This window comes from Aerolutibacter ruishenii, from assembly GCF_007830115.1.
GTDB lineage: Bacteria > Pseudomonadota > Gammaproteobacteria > Xanthomonadales > Xanthomonadaceae > Aerolutibacter > Aerolutibacter ruishenii.
This window is the reverse complement of sequence record NZ_VLKP01000002.1, coordinates 210,409-231,125: the sequence shown is the minus strand read 5'-3', so window position 1 is coordinate 231,125 and position 20,717 is coordinate 210,409. Positions and strand designations below refer to the sequence as shown.

Below are 20,717 nucleotides of genomic sequence, written 5' to 3'. Positions count from 1 at the left end.
GCCCCGGAACGGCGGTGCCAATGGCGCCGGGCTGCGCCGGTAGATGCCCGGATTCCGTGCGGGGGCGCTACCCGGCGCCGTCGCTCTACAGGATCGGCGCCAGGCCCGCGCCGAACGCGGTGAAGATGCGCGTGGTCAGGCTCTTCAACCCCAGGTCGACCTCGGGGAAGTCGCCCACCGGGCGGTAGCACGCGCGGAACCCCGGCGCGTCCGGCGGCAATGGCGTCGGGCATTCGGGCCCGGGCACGAACTCGTAGCTGGTGGCGTAGCGCACCGGCCACAGATCGAACACCGGCATCGCCTCGAACGCCTTGCCCAGCGAATAGTTCAGTCCCGACAACACCGGCGGACGGTCGCGGCGCGCGATCACCCACGCGTTGGCCGGCGCGATGTCGCGACGGATGCTGGCCGCCAGCGCCTGCGCGAACGCGGCATCCTCGATCACCACCGCGCTTTCGGTGTTGTAGTCGTCGCCACGCGGATCGAAGTTGTGCGTGCCGATCACGCCGATCCGGCCATCGATCACCAGCGACTTGGCGTGCAGCCCGATGCGTACGCCGGCGCGTTTCAGCGGCACCGGTTCGTTGGCCCCGCGCGAACCAAAGCGCAACGCGGTGTGTTCGCGCGACAGGGGCGCGCGGTAGGCGATCGTCGGCCGTCGCACGCTGCTGAAATCGCGGCGCGCGCGCTGCATCGGCGGCGCCTGCGCCACGGCCGCGTCGGGACCTGCGGTTACCGGCGCTGCCCGCGTGGTGCCCGGCTCGCCGCCATTGTCCGTTTCCACGGGCGACAACTCGGCGCCGGTGGCGGCCACGTCGATCGGCGCATCCGCCGGGAACGGCTTGAACTCGTAGATGTTGAATCCGAATTCGCGCAAATAGCGGCGCTTGTACTTGTACGACAACGCGTAGGCGATGAACGCATCGGTCGCGGCCAGGCTGTTGGTCGAGACCACGATGCGCGGCGGATCGGCGCGCGCACGCAATTCGCGGAACATGTCCTGCGCCGGCTCGGACAACACCAGGTACGGCGTCTGCAGCAGCACTTCGTCCCGTGCCGACTCGATCAGACGACGCATCGAACGCGAGGCGCGGGCGTGCCCGGAGCCATCGCCTTCGTGCTTGGCCGGCGTGTCGGAGATGTAGCCCACCACGCCCACCGGCAACGCCGGCGCGGCCAGGCGCTGCGCCACCAACGCGCTGTCCGCGGCGTCGGCGCGCATCCGCTCGGCGCGCTCGGGGCGCCGGAACCGCGCGGGCGGCAGGGTCGGCACGCCGCGTGCCAGCAGCTCGCGGCCCACGTCGCTCAGGCGCTCGGCGGGAACGCTGCGCGCATCGTCCCAGAAGCGCACGAAGTCAGCGTCCATCTCGCGCGCGACGGGGCCCGCCACCAGCACGTCGCGATCGCGGAAGTTGTAGCTGGCGTCCCAGTCGTAATAGTCGTCCTGGTAGTTGCGCCCGCCGGTGATGCCCACCGCGCCGTCCACCAGCAGCAGCTTGGTGTGCATGCGCTGGTTGAGCCGCCGCCAGCAGCAGGCCGCGGCCAGCGCGTACTGCGGATAGGTGATTCGCGCGCGGCCGAGCACCGGGTTGTACACCCGCACCTGGAAATTGGCGTGGATGCCGGCCAGCGCGGCCAGGGTCTCGACCTTTTCCAGCGCCGACAGCTGGTCCAGCAACAGCCGCACGCGCACGCCGCGGCGGGCGGCGACCAGCAGCTCGTCGATCACCAGCCGGCCGGCGTCATCCTCGTTGAAGATGTAGGTCTGCAGGTCGATGGCGGTGGTGGCGCTGCGGATCAGGTTGATCCGCGCCAGCAGCGCGTCGGGGCCGTTGTCCAGGATCAGGGCGTAATGGCGCGGCGCCTCCGCGGTGGAGGTCGCGAATGCTTCGCCCGCCAGTCGCCGCAGTGGTGAAGGCTGCGCGCACGCATCGGCCGCGACGCAGTCCACGGTGGTGGTGCGCGCCTGCGCGGCCACGCTGGCCGCCTGTTCGCGCTGCGCCGACGACAACGTCGCACACGCTGCCAGCCATGGCAGCAGCATGGCGACCACGATGGATCGCAAACCCGTCATTCGTCCTCGTTCTTCAGCCTGATCCGCATGGTGAAGCGTACCCGGTCGGCCAGCGCCAGCCGGTAGCCACTCAGGCCGTAGTTGGCGCGATTGATGATGCCGGTGGCGACAACGTCGCAATCCCACCCCGGCCGCGCGCACTCCGCGGGTTGCAGTGTGAAGAACTCGGCACGGGTCACGCCACGCAGGGTCAGCTTGCCGCGCAGCTTGCCGCCGTCATGCGCCAGCGACGGGCGATACGGCTCGGACAGGAAATCGACATGAGGGAAGCGCGCGGCATCGAAGAATTCCGGCCCGCGCGCCATCTGCGTGTAGTACGGGGAGTCGGCCACTTCGATCGACGCGACCGACAGGCTCAGCCGCACCTGGTGGCGGCTGTCGCCCAGCTCGGTGACGTGACCCAGGGGACGGCCGAAGGTGCCGTGGATGCGCTGCCCCCAGCGCGTCCGCAACTCGAAACCAACACTGGAGCGTTCCGCGTCCACCGGCTGGGCCCAGCCCGGGCCGATGCAAACCCCGAGGGCGATGGCAGCCAGCCAGCATCGCGCTCGCCGGATCACGGCCACCAGAAGGCGGACAGCTGGGCGATGCCCGGCTCCAGCGCGGTTTCCACGGGGACGGTAAGCACCGCGATGCCCGCCGGCGGCATGCCGCGGTAGTCGCCGGACTGGCCGCTGTGCAGCAGCGCCGCCAGGCGTTCCAGGCCCGGGTTGTGGCCCACCAGCATCAGCCGGCCGACCTCCACGTTGGCATCGGCCAGGCCGATCAGCGTGCCCGGCGTGGCTTCGTAGATCGCAGGCTCGATGCGCTGGTCGATGTAGCCGATGGCACCCAGCACCGCTTCCAGCGTCTCGCGCGTACGCCGCGCGGGCGAACACAGCACGCAATCGGGGATGAGGTGGTTGGCGGCCAGCCAGCGGCCGGCGGCTTCGGCCTCGGCCAAGCCTTCGGCGGACAATGGGCGGTCCAGGTCGGCCTGGCCCGCGGAGGCCGCGTCGGCGTGGGCGTGGCGCAGCAGGATCAGTTCGCGCATTCGATCGGGCTTCCGGCAGGGATCAGGACTTTCGCAGCCATTTCAGCAACGACTGCCAGTCGGACTGGTGGTCGCGCACGTGGGCGGAGTGGTAGTCGAACAGGCTCTTGCCCATCCCGGTCGTGACCACGTAGGCCTGGCTGTCGCGCAGTTGCGCCACCACCGGATACGGCCAGGCGCGCAGCAGGTCCATCGCCTCCTGCGAGGCATTGGTCCACGGCTTGAGCTTGTTGCCCACCAGCCCCACCCTGAGCGTGCCCTTGCGCACCCGCGGGTGCCGGGCCAGCGAATCCAGGAACGGCACCGTGGCCTCGATGTCCAAGCTGGACGGCTGCACCGGCACGACCACCGCATCGACCTGCTCGAGGAAGGCTTCCAGTTCGTCGGCCATGGCGCCGGCGGGCGCATCGACCACCAGCTGCTGGGTGTCGTCGGGCATCTGCTTGCGCCAGGCCTTGCGCCGGGTGCCGTCCAGCGGCAGCACCGCGGCCTGCAGCGCGGCGCGCTTCTCCGCCCAGCGGGTGGAGGAGCGTTGCGGATCGGCGTCGACCAGCGCGGTGCGCAGGCCCTCGAGCGCCGCCTGCGCGGCAAGATGGGTGGCGATCGTGGTCTTGCCTACGCCCCCCTTGGAGCTGGCGACCAGCACGGTTCTCATCGGGCCCACCTTTGGCGTTTCCATCAGACGGGAACCGCAGCGTACACCGGGAGCGGCGCGGGCGGCCACCGGGGCGAGGCGGCCTCAGCCACCGGTCATCCGCGGCCGGACAGCAACTGGCGGTACTGTTGCTGCCTCCCCTGTCCCTTCGGTTGCCGTCGACCCTAGCCGACGGGTACCCGCACCCACGCCGGCAGCGTCAACAACGACAGCAGCAGGCCGTAGCCGACCAGCGCGGCCGCCAACCGCGGCGCCAGGTTGTGCGCGATGGCCAAGGCACCGGCGGTGACCATCGGCGGCATCGCCGCCTCCAGCACGGTGGTCCGGGCCATGTCGCCATGCAGGCCCAGGATCGGCACCAGCGCCCAGGCCAGCGCCGGCATCACCAGCAGCTTCAACAGCAGCCCGGTGGCCAACGGCTTGAGTTCGTCGCGGGGCAGCGCCAGCCGCACCGAGAGGCCGATGGTCAGCATCGCCAGCGGCAGCAGCGCATCGGACAGCCGCTGCAGGCCGCTGGCGATCCACGCCGGTGGCTCGGCCGGCATCACGGTGAAGCCCAGTACCAAGGCCCACAACGGCGGAAAACGCACGATGCGCCGTGCGATCTCGCCGGCCGTGGGCGTGTGCTCGCCGCCATAGCGCGCCAGCACCCACAAGCCGAAGGTGGACAGGATGATGAACGCGCCGAACTGGTCGTAGATCACCGCGTACGGCAGCGCGTGCTCGCCGATCAGCGCGCGGGTCAGCGGGTAGCCGAGGAAGCTGGTGTTGCCCAGCGCCACGGCCAGCAACAGCACCGCGCGCTCGTCGTCGCGGAACTTCAGCCAGCGCGACAGCGCGCCGACCAGCAGCACGGTGGCGCCGAGCAGCAGCCAGGGCACCGCCACCACGCCCAGCAGCGCCGGCTCCAGTTGCAGGCGCGGCGCGTAGCGCAGCACCGCGGCCGGCAGGCAGACGTACAGCACCACCAGGTTCAGCGTCTGCGCCGCATCCGGCGGCAGCACCTTCGTGCGCTGGAACAGGTAGCCCAGCGCCAGCATCGCCAGCACCAGGGCGAACGCATCGAAGGCCATCAGTACCCGGCCGCCTGGCCATCCTTGCGCGATTCGCTGGCGCCGATGTAGCCGCCGTGCGGATTGACCATGATCGCCTGGTAGCCGCCATACGGACCGTCGGCGAAGCGCACGCTGTGGCCCTTGCGCATCAGCGCGCGCACGGTCTCGTAGGGGAAGCCGGACTCGAGGTCGAGTTCGCCGCCGTCGGCCATCGCGGTCGCCTGGCCCGCCGGTTCGGTCGAGCCATCGTGCTGGATGCGGGGCGCATCGCCGGCCTCCTGCAGGTTCATGCCGAAGTCGATCAGGTTGAGCAGGATCTGCACGTGGCCCTGGGGCTGCATCGCGCCGCCCATCACGCCGTAGCTCAGCCACGGCTTGCCGCCCTTCGTCACGAATGCGGGAATGATGGTGTGGAACGGACGCTTGCCCGGTGCGAACGAGTTGGGGTGGCCTTCCTTCAGCACGAACTGCTCGCCGCGGTCCTGGAAGATGAAGCCCAGCCCAGGCGGCGCCATGCCGCTGCCCATGCCGCGGTAGTTGGACTGGATCAGCGAGACCATCATCCCGTCGACGTCGGCGGTGGTGAGGTAAATGGTGTCGCCCTCGTTGAGCTGCGGGATCACGCCGGGTTCGGCGGCCTTCATCGCGCGGTCCATGTTGATCAGCTTGCCGCGTTCGCGCGCGTACTCCTTCGAGACCAGCTTCGCGACCGGCGTCTTGTAGTACTCCGGATCGGCATAGGACGCGGCGCGATCGGCGAAGGCCAGCTTCTTGGCTTCGGTGAACAGGTGCACGTGCTCGGGGCTCCCGAAGCCGTAAGCCTTCAGGTCATACGGTTCCAGCAGGTTGAGGATCTGCAGCGCGGCGATGCCCTGCCCGTTGGGCGGCAGTTCCCACACGTCAAAGCCGCGGTAGCTGGTACTGACCGGATCGACCCACTCGCCGCGGTGCGCGGCGAGGTCAGCGTAGGCGAGGAAACCGCCGTTGGCCTTGAAGTACGCATCGATGCCGCGCGCGATCTCGCCCTTGTAGAACGCATCGCGACCGCCGCGGGCGATCCGTTCCAATGTCGCGGCCAGGTACGGGTTCTTCCATGTCTCACCGGTACGCGGGGCGCGGCGGCCGGCCACGCAACCGCTTTCACCCGCCGCGCACGGGACGGTGAACTGCTCGCTGTAACCCGGCCACTTCGACAGCGTCGGCACCGACCGGCCCCAGTAGTACGCGATCACCTCGTGCACCGGGTGGCCGTTGCGCGCGTAGCGGATCGCGGGCGCGAGGTTGTCGGCCATGGCGCGCCGGCCGAAGCGCTGGTGCAGCGCGAACCACGCGTCCACGGTCCCGGGCACCGTCACCGGCAACGGCCCGTGCGCGGGCACCTGGGTGAGCCCGCGGCGCTGGAATTCGGCCAGGGTCAGTGCCGTCGGCGAACGGCCGGAGCCGTTGTAGCCATGCAGCCGCCTGGTCTTCGGGTCCCACACGATGGCGAACAGGTCGCCGCCGATGCCGTTGCCGGTCGGTTCCATCAGGCCCAGCGTGGCGTTGGCGGCGATCGCCGCGTCCACCGCGCTGCCGCCAGCCTGCATCACGTCCAGCGCCACCTGGGTGGCCAGCGGATGCGAGGTCGCGGCCATGGCGTGCGGCGCGTACACCTCGCTGCGGGTGGCGAACGGCTTGCCGGTGATCCGGTCCGCCGCCGGACTGGCCAGCGGCAGGGCGAGCAGGAGCGCGGCGAACAATGGGCGCATGCCGGAATCCGGGGTGATGGCGATCCGCCCATGCTAGCGCGCCACCCGGCCGGCGACATTGCGACAATGGGCGAGCCAGTCCTCAGTCCAGCCAGCGTTCGCGTACGGTCAACTGCAGGCGCTGTACCGCGGTTTCCACATCGACCGCCAGCACCCTTGCCTCGGCCCACGCGCCGTCGCGGGCCGCGTCTTCCAGTCGGCCCGCCGCCGCCGCCAACTCGCGCGCGCCGACCAGGCGGGCGGCGCCCTTGAGCTTGTGGGCCTCGCGCGTCACCGCGCCCAGGTCGCCTGCGTCACGCGCGCTTCGCAGGGCCCCCAGGTCGTGGTCGACGCTGGTGAGGTAGTCGTTCAGCACGTTGCGCGCTTCGATCGGGTCGTCGCCGGTGAGTTCGGCCAGCACGCTCGCGTCCAGCGCGGGCGGGTGGTCCAGCTGCACCAGATGGTCCGTGGCATGCACGGTTTCCGCGGGTGGCGCACCGGCCGCATCGTCGGCCACGACCTCCGGCAACACGCCGGACAGCCAGCGCCGCAGGCACGCCGCCAGCGTCGGCACGCTTACCGGCTTGGCCAGGTAGTCGTCCATGCCCGCCGCCAGGCAGCGCTCGGCCTCGCCTTTCAGCGCGGACGCGGTCAGGGCCACGATCGGGGTGCGCGTGCGGCCACTGCGGGCTTCTTCCTCGCGGATCGCGCGGGCGAAGTCGTAGCCATCCAGTCCCGGCATGTGCACGTCCGACAGCACCAGGCCGTAGCCCCCGTCGCGCCAACGCTCCAACCCATGGCGGCCATCCTCGGCGGCCTCGCTGGCAAAACCGGCCAGGGCCAGTTGGCGCGCGATGACCATGCGGTTGATGGGATGGTCGTCCACCAGCAGCACCAGCGTGCCGTCGGCGCGCGCCTGTTCCACGGTCGGCAGCGGCCGCGGGGTGAAGCCCTCGCGTTCGGCGCGGACCACGGGCTCCGCTGGTACGTCCTCCACCCGCGCGCGCGGCAGGCTCACCTGCAGGCGCAGGGTGGTGCCTTCGCCGGGAGCGCTGAGCATGCTGACCGTACCGCCCATCAACTCGGCCAGCCGCCGGCAGATCGCCAGCCCCAGGCCCGTGCCGCCAAAGCGGCGGGTGGTGTCCCCTTCGGCCTGGCTGAACGGCTCGAACAGGTGCTGCTGCTGGGCGGTGCTCACGCCGATGCCGGTGTCGGTCACGCGCACGCACAACTGGTCGGTCCCCAGGCCATCGCCCGCTTCCGGCACGTCGGTGCCGAGCCATTCCAGCGCCACGTCCACCCGGCCCGCGTCGGTGAACTTGATCGCGTTGGACAGGAAGTTGGAGAGGATCTGCCGCACGCGCAGCGGGTCGGTACGGTAGGCCGGCGCCACCCGCGGATCGACCTGGCACTCCAGCGCCAGCCCCTTGCTGGAAGCCGATCCCAGGTAGTTGGCCACCGTACTGCGCACCAGCGCCGACAGGTTGGTCGGCTCCGCCTGCAGCGCCAGCCGGCCCGCCTCGATCTTGGAGAAGTCGAGGATGTCGCCGATGATCCGCATCAGGGACTGCGAGGATTCCTGGATCACGTTGAGCGCGCGGCGCTGGTCGGCATCCATGCGCGAATGCGCCAGCACCTCGATCATGCCGGTCACCCCGATCATCGGCGTGCGGATCTCGTGGCTCATCGCCGCCAGGAACGACGACTTGGCCTCGTTGGCCTGCTGCGCCCGCGCCTCGCTCTCGCGCAGCTGCCGTTCCAGCTGCTTGAACCGGGTCAGGTCGATGGCCACCGCGATCACCCCCGCGGCGCGGCCGTGCTCGTCCTCGACCGGCGACAGCGCGATCAGCACCGGCACCAGGTGGCCATCACGGTGGCGCAGCGCCGCCTCGCCGGGGGGGCGGCGCAGTGCCGCCAGCGCCTCCAGCGCGCGCCAGTCGGTCGGCACCGGCCGGCCCAGCCGCTTCGATAGGCGCTGCACGGTGCGTTCGATGTCCTGCGGCGGCACCAGCAGCGGGCTGTCGTCCGGGCGCGGCGCGGCGCCGTAGCGCACCACCTTGCCGAGGATGTCCTGTGCACGCCAGCCCAGCATCTGCTCGGCGAAGGGATTGAACACGTTCCAGCGCCCGTCGCGGTCCACCGCCAGGATCGCCGCCTGGGCGGCTTCCAGCACCGAACGGAGGAAGCGCTCACGGCGAGCCAGTTCGCCCTTGGTGCGCTCGGCCTGCAGCAGGTTCTCGGTGAGCCGCTGCTCGAACTCCACCACGTTCTGGCGCATGTCCACGAACGCCTCCATCACCGTGGCCAGCTCGCCGCGCGGCTGGAAACGCGGCTGCGCGTCGAAGTCGTGTGCGCGCATGCGCCGTGCCATCCACGTCAGGCTTTCCACGCCGCGATAGGCGTTGCGCAGCACCACCCTTCCGATCAACGCAGCGGCCAGCAGGGCCAGCACCGACAGGCCGATGCGCAGCGCGCTGACCGTGCGGTTGCGGCGCACCTGGTCCGCGACCAGCGTCTCCGCGCGCGCCTGCGCCAGGTCGGACAAGGTATTGATGCGGCGGGTGACGGGATCGATGGCCGGGTACAACTCGCTGTCGGCGAAGCGGCCCAGTGCACGGATGTCACGGCGCAGCAGGATCGCCCGCAACTCCATCGTCGTCGCATCCGCGCGCACCCGCGCGCGCGCGATCTGGTCCAACAGCACCTGTTCGTGCGGATCGTGCGGCAGCGCCGCCAGGCGCGCCCACTCGCTGTCGATGCGCGTGCGCGCGGCATCCAGCGTGGCCACGCCCTGGCGCCACGGGATCAGGTTGTTGCGCACGCGGAAGGTGGTGTCGACCACGTCCAGTCCATAGGCGTCGGACACGCGCTTGAGGATCGCCATCCGTCGCAGCGTGTCGTCCTTGAGCAGCAACAGCGACTGGCGCGCGCGGTACTGCGCCACTTCGTCGATGACCAGCACCGCCACGCCGGTGGACAGGAACAGGGCGAACAATGCCCAGAGCTGGTGGCGCAAACTCAGCCTGGCAAAGAACCCGGCCATCGCGCGCGTCAGTAACCGGGCCGCCGCCAGTGCGCCACCACGTCCGGCAGGTTCGCCGCCGGCACCGGCAGCGAGACCAGTGCGCCCTGCGCGATGCCGCAGCCCAGTTCGGCCAGCATCTGCCAGTCGTCCACGCTCTCCACGCCTTCGGCCACCACCTTGAGGTCGAGCTTGCGCGCCAGGTCCAGGCTGGCCTCGACCACCGCGCGCTTGCGCGGCTGGCTGTGCGCCCCGGTGACGAAGCCCTGGTCGATCTTGAGCTCGGTGAAGGGCACCTGCGACAACTGCGCCAGCGACGACCAGCCGGTGCCGAAGTCATCGATCGACAGCCCGAAGCCCTTCAGCCGCAGGCGCGCCATCACCCCCAACCCGCGCGCTGCGTCGGCCATGACCGAACTCTCGGTGATCATCGAGGATGATGGCGGCCGGGTCCACGCCCTCGGCTTCCACCAGGCGCTGGTAGCGGTCCGCGGCGCTGTTGAGCGTCAGCGAGGTCGGCGACACGTTCACCGACAGGGTCAGGTCCAGGCCTTGCTGGTCCCAGCGGCGCTTGTCACGGCACGCCCGGGTCAGCATGTGGTCGGTGAGCGCCTCCAGCAGCCCCTCGCGTTCCAGCAGCGGCACGAAATGCACGGGGCCCACCACGTGGCCGTCCGGGCGCACCCACCGCGCCAGTGCTTCCACGCCGACCACGCGGCCATTGGCAAACTCCACCTGCGGCTGGTACCACGGCTCGATCTCGCCGGCGGCCAGCGCCTCGCGGATGCTGCTGGCGCTGATCTCCACCGGCTCGTCGTCGGCATCGTCGTGCGGGCCGTGGACGTAGTCCTCCAGCGCCGTGGCCAGCTTGTCCAGGGTCAGCGGCTTTTCCACGCTGCCCAGCACGCGCAGGCCATAGGCGCGGGCCATGGTCTGCACGGTGTTGAGCAGCGCCGCATCCAGCGCGCTGACCACGACCACCGCCCGCGCCAGGCGGCGCTGCGCAAGGTGGCCGATGAACTCGATGCCGTCCATGCCCGGCATGTCCAGGTCGACCAGCACCACGTCGGGCACGTGCTCCAGTTCGTCCAGCTGCAGCAGCGCGCCGATGCCGTCAGCGGCCTGCGATACCTGGCTGATCCCCAGTTCGGCGAGAAGTCGCAGCGCCATGCGGCGCTGGAAACCGTGGTCTTCGACCACCATGATGCTCAGGGCCGACAGGGACATCCGTTCCTCGGTGCTGGGTGGGCCGGTCCGACTGTAGCGTGCCCACCGTTACAACGCGAGGGACCCGGGCAAAGGCGCTGCCGGGCCCGGCAGGGCTACGGCCAGGTCGGCGGATTGGCCGCCCAGGCGGCCTGGACCTCGGCCAGCGTGGCGCGCTCGGACGCCGTCCAGCCGGGCAGCAGCTCGGCATGGCGTGCCGTCGTGGCCCACTGGGTGGGCTCGCTGCGCACCGCGGCGGCGTACCACTGGACCGCCTCGTCGCGGCGGTCCAGCGACCACAGCACCATCGCCAGCGTCATGGGGATCCAGTGGGCGGTGGAGTTGCGGGCCGCGACCAGTTGCAGCCACTGCCGGAGCGCGGCCTGGTCGTCGCCGGAGCGGTACAGGTCCCAGCCGTAATTCCACAGCAGCGGCCGGTACAGCGCGTCGCTGGTGGTGACCCGCAGCAGCGCGTCGTCGTAAAGCTGGCGGCCCAGCTCGACGCGGCCCGCCTCCATGGCGATGTGGGCCAGCTGCGCACGCTCGGCCACGCCGCGCGGATTGCGCTGGATGGCGCGCAGCAGTTTCTCGGTGGCGGCTTCGCCGGTTTCGCGCACCGCCACGATGGGCTTCATGGCCAGCGCATCGTTCTCGAAATAGAACTCCGCGGGCTTGGGCAGCGTCTGCGCTTGCGCTCCAGTGGCCAGCAACAGCCCCACGGCCAGCAGCAAACCTCGAACTTGCATGGCATTTCCCCCTGTATGGCCCTTTGAATCCTACCCGCTGCGGGTCGCGCACGGGACGTCCCGACCGGGCTACGACTTTGGTCGCTGGTACAATTGCCCGGTTTTGCACCCCGGTCCGTTGCCCCCGCGACAACGCCCCCCTTTTCCCCCGCCACCCGCCCCGCCGCCACGCCGCCGGCCCCCACGCCGCGCCCGGAGCCACGCATGACCAGCACCGCCGAACTCAGCTCGCCCGAATCCGCGAAGTCGTTGTTGACCCACGACGTCCTCGACCTCGACTACACCCTCGAGCACAAGTACAGCCGCGAAAAGGGCCGCATCTACCTGAGCGGCGTGCAGGCCCTGGTGCGCCTGCCGCTGATGCAGCGCCTGCGCGACGAGGCCAACGGCCTCAACACCGGCGGCTTCATCTCCGGCTACCGCGGCAGCCCGCTGGGCGGCTTCGACCTGGAGCTGTGGCGCGCCAAGAAGTACCTGGAGAAGGCCGGCGTGAAGTTCACCCCGGGCCTGAACGAGGACCTGGGCGCCACCATGGTCTGGGGCACCCAGCAGACCAACCTGTTCCCCGGCGCCAAGGTCGATGGCGTGTACGGCATGTGGTACGGCAAGGGCCCCGGCGTGGACCGCTGCGGCGACGTGTTCAAGCACGCCAACGCCGCCGGCACCGGCCGTTACGGCGGCGTGCTGGCGCTGGCCGCCGACGACCACGCCTGCCGCTCCTCCACCCTGCCGCACGGCAGCGAGGACGAATTCGTCAGCGCGATGATGCCGATCCTCAACCCGGCCGGCGTGCAGGACATCCTCGAGATGGGCCTGATCGGCTGGGAAATGAGCCGCTTCACCGGCCGCTGGGTCGGCTTCAAGACCATCGCCGAAACCGTCGAGTCCTCCGCCTCGGTCGAAGCCGACCCGATGGCGCTGCAGATCATCACCCCGGACGACTTCGAGATGCCGGAAGGCGGACTCAACATCCGCTGGCCGGACCCGCCGATGAACCAGGAGATGCGCCTGCACCGCTACGCGGTCAAGGCCGCGCAGAGCTTCGCGCGCGCCAACCGCCTGGACAAGGTGGTGATCGACTCGCCGCGCGCGCGCCTGGGCATCGTCACCACTGGCAAGTCCTACCTGGACGTGCTGCAGGCGCTGGAATACCTCGGCCTGGACGAGCGGGCCTGCGCCGACCTCGGCATCCGCGTGTACAAGGTCGGCATGACCTGGCCGCTGGAGCCGGTGGGCCTGCGCGCGTTTGCCGAAGGCCTGCAGGACATCGTCGTGGTGGAGGAGAAGCGCGCCTTCATCGAGCGGCAGATGAAGGAGTACATGTTCAACTGGCCGGGCCAGCGCCCGAGCATCGTCGGCAAGTACGACGAGGCCGGCGAGTGGATCCTGCCCAGCACCGGCGAGCTGACCCCGGCGACCATCGCCGGCGTCATCGGCCGCCGCATGCAGAAGCTGGGCCTGGTGGAAGGCAGCAACGCCGAGCGCATCGCGCAGGTGCTGCGCTGGATGGACGAGAAGGAGTCCGAGCTGGCCCTGCCGCGCGCGCAGTTCCCGCGCGTGCCGCACTACTGCTCCGGCTGCCCGCACAACACCAGCACCAAGGTGCCGGAGGGGTCGCGCGCGCTGGGCGGCATCGGCTGCCACTACATGGTCACGTGGATGGACCGCAACACCGACACCTTCACCCACATGGGCGGCGAAGGCGTCACGTGGGCGGGCCAGGCGGCGTTCACCGACACCCCGCACGTGTTCCAGAACCTGGGCGACGGCACCTACTTCCACAGCGGTTCGCTGGCGATCCGCCAGTCGATCGCGGCCGGCGTCAACATCACCTACAAGATCCTCTACAACGACGCGGTGGCGATGACCGGCGGCCAGCCGGTGGACGGCACCCTGAGCGTGCCGCAGATCGCCCACCAGGTGCGCAGCGAAGGCGTGCACACCATCATCCTGCTGTCCGACGACATCAAGAAGTGGAGCAAGCGCGAGCTGTTCCCGGCCGACATGGAGTTCCATGACCGCAGCGAACTGGACACCATCCAGAAGCGCCTGCGCGAAGTGAAGGGCACCTCGGTGCTGATCTACGACCAGACCTGCGCCACCGAGAAGCGCCGCCGCCGCAAGCGCGGCAAGATGGTCGACCCGCAGAAGCGCGTGGTGGTCAACTCGCTGGTGTGCGAAGGCTGCGGCGACTGCGGCAAGAAGTCGTTCTGCGTGTCGGTGCTGCCCAAGGAAACCGAGTTCGGCCGCAAGCGCGAGATCGACCAGTCCAACTGCAACAAGGACTACAGCTGCACCACCGGCTTCTGCCCCAGCTTCGTCACCGTCGAAGGCGGTGGCCTGCGCAAGGGCGCGCTTAATAAGAGCGGGGGCTCCGGCGCCAAGGACCGCCTCGCCAACCTGCCGCTGCCGCAGGTGGCCAGCGACCTGTCGCAGCCGTGGAACATCCTGCTGACCGGCGTCGGCGGCACCGGCGTGGTCACCATCGGCGCGCTGCTGGGCATGGCCGGCCACCTGGAAGGCCGCGGCGCCACCGTGCTCGACCAGACCGGCCTGGCGCAGAAGGGCGGCGCGGTCACCACCCACATCCGCATCGCCAAGACCCCGGACGACATCCACGCGGTGCGCATCGCCGCCGGCGAGGCCGACCTGGTGCTGGGCTGCGACATGGTCGTGGTGAATGACTACTGGGTGCTGTCGAAGATCCGCAGCGGCCGCGCGCAGGTGGTGCTCAACACCTACGAAGCGATGCCCGGCACCTTCACCACCCGCCCGGACATGCAGTTCCCGGCCACCGACATCATGGCCGCGATCAGCAGCGCCCTGGGCGGCGAAGGCCTGCACGCGGTGGACGCCACCCAACTGGCCACCGCGCTGATGGGCGATGCGATCGCCACCAACCTGTTCATCCTCGGCTACGCCTGGCAGCGCGGCCTGGTGCCGCTGTCGATGGATTCGCTGATGCGCGCCATCGAGCTCAACGGCGCCGCGGTGGAAATGAACAAGACCGCGTTCGCGTGGGGCCGCCTGGCGGTGATCGACCCGGCCGCCGTGGCCGAGGCCGCCGGGCTGATCCGTAACGCGCCGACCGCCGCCGAAGCCACCCCGCACGCACTGCCGATGCTCGGGGCCGCCGAGTGGGAAGGCCACGAGTGGGGCGCCAACGCCGCGCCGCTGAAGTCGGTACGCAACGAGGACGAATTGCGCCACCTGCCGAGCAACACCGGCGGCGACAACGTCGCGTTCCTGCCGCTCGACGACGAGCGCCTGTCGCGCTCACTGGACGAGCTGATCGCGCGTCGCGTGGCGTTCCTCACCGAGTACCAGGACGCGGAGTACGCCAAGGGCTACGCCGGTTTCGTCACCCGCGTGCGCGACGCCGAGCAGGGCAAGGCGCCGGGCAGCACCGACCTGACCGAGGCGGTGGCGCGCTATGCGTTCAAGCTGATGGCGTACAAGGACGAGTACGAAGTGGCGCGCCTGTACACCAGCGGCGAGTTCCTGCGCCGGGTGCAGCAGCAGTTCGACGGCGACTTCAAGCTGAAGTTCCACCTGGCGCCGCCGCTGCTGGCCAAGCGCAATGCCGATGGGCAGCTGGTCAAGGGCGAGTACGGGCCGTGGGTGCTGACCGCGTTCAAGTGGCTGGCGAAGCTGCGCAAGCTGCGCGGCACCAAGCTGGACATCTTCGGTTACACCGAGGAGCGGAAGATGGAGCGGCAGTTGATTGCCGATTACATCAAGACGGTGGAAGGGTTGTTGCCGAAGCTGGATCGGGGCAACGTGGATCTGGCGGCTGAGATTGCTTCGATTCCGGAGCACATCCGGGGCTACGGGCACGTCAAGGAAGATCACCTGCACAAAGCGAAGCTGCGTGAGGCGGAGCTGTTGAAGGAGTGGGATAACCCGCTGCGGATCGTGAAGGTGGCGTAAGGGGTGTCGCACGGTGGGAGGGCGCGGGCGCTGTGTCGCGCCGACCCTCCGTCCGCGCAGTCCTGCGCGGAGTCGGGCCGCCGGCCATCCATGGCCGGCTCTTGCGCGACACAGCGCCCACACCCTCCCACCTGATGACAGGTGGTGAGGTTGAAAGGCAGAAGCCCCGTCTTTGATGGGGCTTTTTTTGTTCGTCGATTCCCGCGTTAGGTCCGCCTACGGCCAAGAGCGGTCGTAGGACCAAGAAAAAGAAAAACTCGACTCTGACCGTACTTTCGCCTCAGCATCCCCCGGCCACTGCTTTCGTTGCGTACGAGGACAGTGGCTTTCAGGCTGCTAGCTTAGTCGGAACCAGCAACCAAAGGTGTATGAGATTCACGTCAGCGCATGATGGAAAGAGCGCTATGCGAGGATGTTGTGTGGAGCAGGTGTCCGCGGACTTCCCACGCGCGATGGTTGTTGCACCATGCAGCGGGAGCAATGGTTCAAGGCTCTCAGCCGGCTGCTTATTGCCGCGTACAAACGCGATCATCATGGCGGATGGCATCCGTGCCGCATACTCACCTATGGCGAATCGCCGAATGCCTTTGTCGCTATAGGACTCGACCGTGCGGGAGGCATGGCCATCTTCGATGAGCTTGCATTCGACGAAACAGCCCCAGCAGGCGGTATTCGTGACCCGTTGATAGCGGGAAGTCGGTGGCCTGAATGTAAGATCGGGTTGCTTCTCGATACGCCCGTCCGACGTGCACTGCTTTGCGCCACGAACAGGGTGGTCGAAGTCCTTGAGCCCAGGTGCAACACGGCGCCCGTGCTCCATTCGACCGAGTTGGGTTTCGAGCGCCGCCGTGATGGCCTCCTCGGAACCGTCATTCAATACGACGTCATTTGCCGAAACAAGTTGTTGCCAAGCCCATCGCAGCGCTCCTTCAATTGCTCGCTTATGGGCGGATGAAAGATCCGGTTCTGCCGCAAGTTGTGCAGGCGGATCCGCAAGGGAGGGTCGTTTAGCCATCGCCAAGCGACCCTCCGAGGAGATCGTGTGCGAGGAGCACCGCTTGTGTTCGTGTCCAATACCGATAGCGGTCTGGCAGGCCTACGAAAACATGCGACTTGCTCACGGGAACCACCACCAGACTTGTGCCGGACTCGTCGGCCTCCTTGAGTAGCGCGTCCACTGGCAAAGACATTCTCGGAGCGGAGCGAGTGGCGATGGAAAGTACTCGCCACGGGATATTACCGACCGACACTTCTTCTATCGTCGTTTGGAGACCCGATGCCTGAAGCACGTCATCAAGTGAATCCTTCAATGCCGTGATGAACACCGCACGTTCTGTTTTGTCAGGTGGAGTCACTGCCCGCCCGACCGACGCGGATGTTGGCCCCCGCGTTTGAAGCGTGTCCTCGATAGCCTGGCGCTCTAGATTTCCAAGCCCATAAAGGTCGAACACGAATGTGTTCAGCCTCTCGAATTGCGCATCGCCGAGCCCGCCCTCCATCTCCTTTGAAATCTGCCGCATCTGAGCCAATTGGCCATCCGAAAGCCGGTCAAGCGGGACCACTGGGATGGCATCGAGACTTTCTTGGTAGATCGTATCGCGCTCGACACCGAACCTCGCATCCATAAGCAAGGACACGAATGGACTTATCTGCGATTGCAGAAATGTTTGCAGCAATCTTGCATGGTCCGCTCCGCGGGCAACTCCAGAGAACGAGATTCCATGGAACGACTCGTGAAATGCGACTGGTGATTCGGCGCGGAGCGCACGCGGTCGGAGCGGGTCTGCCGGAATCGTCTGCCGCACGAGCAGCAAAGGCGATTTATAGATCGCCTGGTTACGCGGGAACAGAAGCGTCTTTCTCTTGAACTTGGGGAGTTCCGACGTAGTGACGAGGAATTCATCGGCATCTGTGTTCTTCAGATCCGGCATTCCGTGCATCTGCCTTGCGGATTGCTGTGTGCCGGCCTCGCCACCAACCTGATAGCCATTCCTGAAGCGCAGGCCCGGCTTTAGACCGTCCAGGTAATTTCCGAGCGGAACGCCGACCGCACGCAACGTCTCGAATGCGCGGCGCGCCAGAGGATCACCTCGGAAGCGAGCCTTGAGTATCCACGGCGTGGATCTAACTTCCTCATGAGGAACGGCCTGCGCATCGGCCCAATCAACCCGGAGAACCGTTTGCTCCTTCGTGTCATCAGCTTCCACGAACGGGCTGACAAACTGGAACGCGCCGTCCCCTGGCGCAACCTCATTCCGCGCAAAGACAAGGCAAAAGGGAGCTGTAACGTTTGGCCACACCCTTGTCTGGCGAAGCGCGGCACCATTCAAGACACCCGTCACGTTGAACGCAGTGAAAATCCGGCTACGCGCCTTAAGCAATCGTTCCGACAACCCGAACAACCAGCGCGCATGAATAACAAGCGCGATCTGCCCCTTGGGCTTCGCCCATTCGCCAGCGCGCCACAAGAACGCCAGGTCGGGATTGGCGTCTGGCAAATCGAACGAATTCGATTCCGAACCGAGCCGCTCTAGGAACGTCTTGTCTGTATTGGCAACCCAGCGTCGCTTTGCGGTGTTATCGTGCCCGGTCCATGGCGGATTACCTACGACCAGATCGAACTGGCCGGCATCTTCCTTCGCTACACCTGCAAGGCTCCCGTCGATCTCATGGCGCAACCGCAGCACCGATTCGAGGTCATCGAACTTTAGGTCTTCGACAGGCGTCGGACTCGGATCGAGTTCCAGGGCAGTGAGGTAGAGCCCGAGCTGCGTCAGACGCAACGCACGCTTGTCCACATCGAATGCCGAAAGCTGATTCGAGAGGATGCGCCGAATCTGCCGCCGCTTTGGCCGCGTCCCTGTTCTCTCCCATTCGCGCTGTACGAGATGACGGAACGTGGAGATCAGGAAAACACCCGCCCCAACTGCCGGATCTAGTACACGGGGACGATCAACGTCCCGGATGGCGCTGAGCGCTTCGCCGACCACGAACTCGGCGATGTGCTGTGGCGTGTAGTGGATGCTGGCCTTCTTTGCGTTGGGAGCATCGAGCGCCGTTGCGAACGCCTCGTAGACTTCGCTGAGCAGGCCCACCGGAACATGGGAGAAGTTGATTTCGTCCCAATCGGTAGGCAGGCGCAGTTGGCCTTGTGGCGTAGCGCCGGCCGCAATGTTCCCGAGCACCTGCGAGAACACTTCTGGCGCGTAGTCCTTGGGCGACGTCTCGAACGGCAGCAAGCCACCATTGAAGGTGCCCTCCAGCCATTTCAGCGTCTTTAGGGCACGACCCTTTGTGTTGAGGCAATCTGTCCATGAATTGGCGCCATCGGCGATGGCATCCGGCGTTTTTCCCACGAGCAAGTCGCGGTCCACAAGAAAGCGCCAGAACAGACCCCAACCGACGAGCGACACGGCATCGATGGGCGATACGCCCAGATCAACGGCCTGCCGCATCGACTCCGAGAGCAGATCCTTGAGGTACGTACGCCGCGGCAGGTCGGCGGCGCCACTGCGCACGTCGTGGATGAACCGCGTAAGCCCGCCCGAATCCGGCGCGATCGACTCTGTTGAAGTGGCTACGTCCGTGCCATGGATCTCGAACGAGAGCACATCCAGCCGGCCGGGCCGGAGGATCGCAGTCCACGCGGGATCCCCACGCAGCAGAATCCGCCGGCACCACTGGTCAACGATGGATTGGGAGACTTCGCCGGACTTGCTTCGACCGTCAAAGATGAACACCCGGGGGACATGCTCATGCTCCGCTACGACTGGCGGCGACCAGGCCTCATCCCCATTTTTTAGGTCGGCGTAGCGCAACGCCCGAGGCGAGCTATCCGCGAGCTCGACTAGCTGATCCGGCTGCGCGCCGTACGATTGAAGGGCTTTGGCAAGGGCGGAAGGCACTGAGGCAAATTTCTTTCTGTGTCAATGGCATAGAATTTGGCGTGGAATTTAAGCGCCTCCAGCCTCACGGGTTGAGACTATAGCTTTGTATGTGCCACATGTGTTCGAGCGCCCCTCTGGAACTCAGTATGTCAGGGCCAATTTCCTGCGAGTGACCCAGTCGTTGCCGATGTCCGCTTCGGGTCGGCAGTTGCCATGGACATCATTCGGGCACGTTGACTACGTCAGCCAGCGATATTCCACCTCATCGCCATCGACGGTACTGGGTCAGTACACATCTGCACTCACCGCTCTCCCAGCAACCTCAACAAATCCGCATGAAACCGCCCCGGGTCCTGTATCTGCGGCGAATGCGCAAGATCCGGGTACAGGTGCAGCACCGCACCCGGAATCTTCGCCGCCACGTCGCGCGCCATCGCGCGGTAGTCGCCCACCGTCGACTGCTGCGCCTTCGGCAGCAGGTGTTTGCCGATGGCGGTGTTGTCGTGCTCGCCTATGATCAGCACCGTCGGCACCTGCAGGCGCGGGAACTCGTGGTACACCGGCTGCGTCATGATCATGTCGAAGGTCAGGGCCGCGTGCCAAGCGACGGTTTCCTTCCCCGGCCCGTTGAACATGCCCGCTGACATGTCCACCCAGCGGTCGAACTCCGGCCGCCATTCGCCGTTGTAGTACGTGGTGAGCTGGTACTGTTTGATCCCGTCGCGGGTGGTCTTGAGCTGGCCCTGGTACCAGGCATCCGCGGGGGTGTAGGGCACGCCCTTGGCCAGCCAGTCCTCCAGCCCGATCGGGTTCACCAGCACCAGCTTCTCGACCCGCTGCGGGTACAGCAGTGCGTAGCGCGTGGCCAGCATGCCGCCCATCGAATGGCCCAGCACCACGTGCTTGTCCACGCCCAGGTGGTCGAGCAGCGCGGCGGTGTTGTGCGCGAGTTGGTGGAAGCTGTACTGGTAACCGTCGGGCTTGGTCGAGCGGCAGAAGCCGATCTGGTCCGGTGCCACGACGCGGTAACCGGCCTTGGTCAGCGCCTTGATGCTGCCCTCCCAGGTCGCGCCGCAGAAGTTCTTGCCGTGCAGCAGCACCACCGTGCGGCCATTGGCCCGGGCGGCGGGCCTGACGTCCATGTAATCCATCTTCACGGGCTTGCCCTGCGAGACGAACGCGAAGCTGCCAACCGGATAGGGGTAATCGAAGCCTTCCAGGTTGGGGCCGAAGGCAGGCTCGGCGGCCAGCGCGAGCAACGGTGCGCAGCACAGGACCGGAAGCAGTGAGCGAAGCCAGCGGCGCATCGTGGGCCTCCTTGGATGGCGGATGGGCGTGGCGGCCATTGTGATCCAGGCAGCGGCACCGAAGGCCATCGACGT

14 protein-coding genes are annotated in these 20,717 nt (G+C 67.6%); 1 reads left to right on the top strand and 13 read right to left on the bottom strand.

Annotated features, from left to right (window positions below; genetic code table 11):
* Positions 1-85: 85 nt before the first annotated feature.
* The 10 genes from IP93_RS03320 to IP93_RS03275 all read right to left on the bottom strand — a co-directional run bounded on the left by IP93_RS03320 (position 86) and on the right by IP93_RS03275 (position 11,518).
* Complete coding sequence (locus IP93_RS03320; protein ID WP_144811969.1) at positions 86-2,074, bottom strand: phospholipase D family protein; 1,989 nt, start codon at positions 2,072-2,074, stop codon at positions 86-88.
* Positions 2,071-2,559 (bottom strand): YceI family protein, encoded by a 489-nt coding sequence (locus IP93_RS03315; RefSeq protein ID WP_242006716.1) that lies wholly within the window; start codon positions 2,557-2,559, stop codon positions 2,071-2,073. Before IP93_RS03315 ends, IP93_RS03320 begins: the two co-directional genes overlap by 4 nt.
* A 71-nt stretch (positions 2,560-2,630) precedes the next feature.
* A complete protein-coding gene (locus tag IP93_RS03310; protein WP_144811964.1) occupies positions 2,631-3,107 on the bottom strand; it encodes a SixA phosphatase family protein in 477 nt (158 codons plus the stop codon).
* Positions 3,108-3,129: 22 nt separating this feature from the next.
* Positions 3,130-3,762: a ParA family protein gene (locus IP93_RS03305; protein WP_144811962.1), complete on the bottom strand. Its 633-nt coding sequence runs from the start codon at positions 3,760-3,762 to the stop codon at positions 3,130-3,132.
* Between the two features lie 164 nt (positions 3,763-3,926).
* Positions 3,927-4,835, bottom strand: coding sequence for an AEC family transporter (locus IP93_RS03300; protein ID WP_144811959.1), 909 nt, complete (start codon positions 4,833-4,835; stop codon positions 3,927-3,929).
* Positions 4,835-6,565, bottom strand: a complete 1,731-nt coding sequence (gene ggt / locus IP93_RS03295) for a gamma-glutamyltransferase (RefSeq protein ID WP_144811958.1) — start codon at positions 6,563-6,565, stop codon at positions 4,835-4,837. The genes IP93_RS03300 and ggt overlap by 1 nt, the downstream gene beginning before the upstream one ends.
* Before the next feature lie 82 nt (positions 6,566-6,647).
* Positions 6,648-9,587, bottom strand: a complete 2,940-nt coding sequence (locus IP93_RS03290) for an ATP-binding protein (protein WP_144811955.1) — start codon at positions 9,585-9,587, stop codon at positions 6,648-6,650.
* Positions 9,588-9,595: 8 nt separating this feature from the next.
* Positions 9,596-9,976, bottom strand: a complete 381-nt coding sequence (locus IP93_RS15970; protein ID WP_158636259.1) for an EAL domain-containing protein — start codon at positions 9,974-9,976, stop codon at positions 9,596-9,598.
* Positions 9,903-10,793 carry an EAL domain-containing protein gene (locus IP93_RS03280; RefSeq protein WP_144811949.1) on the bottom strand — a complete coding sequence of 297 codons (891 nt, stop codon included), beginning with the start codon at positions 10,791-10,793 and terminating at the stop codon, positions 9,903-9,905. Before IP93_RS03280 ends, IP93_RS15970 begins: the two co-directional genes overlap by 74 nt.
* 95 nt (positions 10,794-10,888) lie before the next feature.
* Positions 10,889-11,518 carry a tetratricopeptide repeat protein gene (locus IP93_RS03275; protein WP_144811947.1) on the bottom strand — a complete coding sequence of 210 codons (630 nt, stop codon included), beginning with the start codon at positions 11,516-11,518 and terminating at the stop codon, positions 10,889-10,891.
* A gap of 204 nt (positions 11,519-11,722) precedes the next feature.
* Between IP93_RS03275 and IP93_RS03265 the strand changes: the two genes are divergently transcribed.
* Positions 11,723-15,448, top strand: coding sequence for an indolepyruvate ferredoxin oxidoreductase family protein (locus tag IP93_RS03265; RefSeq protein WP_144811942.1), 3,726 nt, complete (start codon positions 11,723-11,725; stop codon positions 15,446-15,448).
* Positions 15,449-15,776: 328 nt separating this feature from the next.
* On the opposite strand, the gene IP93_RS03260 is transcribed toward IP93_RS03265, so the two are convergent.
* The 3 genes from IP93_RS03260 to IP93_RS03250 all read right to left on the bottom strand — a co-directional run bounded on the left by IP93_RS03260 (position 15,777) and on the right by IP93_RS03250 (position 20,642).
* Complete coding sequence (locus IP93_RS03260) at positions 15,777-16,469, bottom strand: hypothetical protein (protein ID WP_144811939.1); 693 nt, start codon at positions 16,467-16,469, stop codon at positions 15,777-15,779.
* Positions 16,456-19,266 carry an HsdM family class I SAM-dependent methyltransferase gene (locus tag IP93_RS03255; protein WP_144811937.1) on the bottom strand — a complete coding sequence of 937 codons (2,811 nt, stop codon included), beginning with the start codon at positions 19,264-19,266 and terminating at the stop codon, positions 16,456-16,458. Before IP93_RS03255 ends, IP93_RS03260 begins: the two co-directional genes overlap by 14 nt.
* Before the next feature lie 371 nt (positions 19,267-19,637).
* Positions 19,638-20,642, bottom strand: coding sequence for an alpha/beta hydrolase (locus tag IP93_RS03250; protein WP_144811935.1), 1,005 nt, complete (start codon positions 20,640-20,642; stop codon positions 19,638-19,640).
* Between the last annotated feature and the right edge of the window lie 75 nt (positions 20,643-20,717).